The 496-nt window shown below is 67.9% G+C and carries 1 protein-coding gene; it reads left to right on the plus strand.

Annotation, left to right across the window (positions count from 1 at the left end; translation table 11 throughout):
- Positions 1-32 precede the first annotated feature (32 nt).
- Positions 33-496, plus strand: a 464-nt coding sequence (locus JR064_RS22930) for an AMP-binding protein (protein ID WP_206231248.1), incomplete at its 3' end; no start/stop codon positions are given.

A 496-nucleotide genomic window follows, 5' to 3' on the forward strand; every position in this document is an offset into this window, starting at 1 on the left:
TCTACGATGCGGCGCTGTTCGACGCCGCGACAGTGCAGCGCTGGGCGCAGTGGTATGGGCAGTTGCTGGAATCGGCGTTGGCCGCGCCGGAGCAGGACCTCGGTGCCCTGGGATTCATGTCCGCGGACGAGGAAGCCTTGTTGCTTTCGGGCGGCGACCAGGTGTCGCTGTCGATTCCCGACGAAAGCATGGTGGAGGCGATCTGGCGCCAAGCCGAGTGCACTCCCGATGCGATCGCGCTGATTGCCGGCAGCTGCGAGATCAGTTACCGGGGATTGGTACGGCAGGCGAATGGCTGGACGCGCTGGTTGCGCGAGCGGGGCGTCGGCCCAGGCCAGCGGGTCGGGGTCTGCCTGCCGCGAACGCCGGATCTGCTGGCCGTGTTGCTGGGCATCCTCAGGTCCGGCGCGGCCTACGTGCCGATCGATCCGGCGTATCCGCCGGATCGGATCGCCTATCTGCTGGAGGATGCGCGGGTGGTGGCGGCCATCACCAC

Source organism: Xanthomonas bonasiae (assembly GCF_017163705.1).
Classification (GTDB): domain Bacteria; phylum Pseudomonadota; class Gammaproteobacteria; order Xanthomonadales; family Xanthomonadaceae; genus Xanthomonas_A; species Xanthomonas_A bonasiae.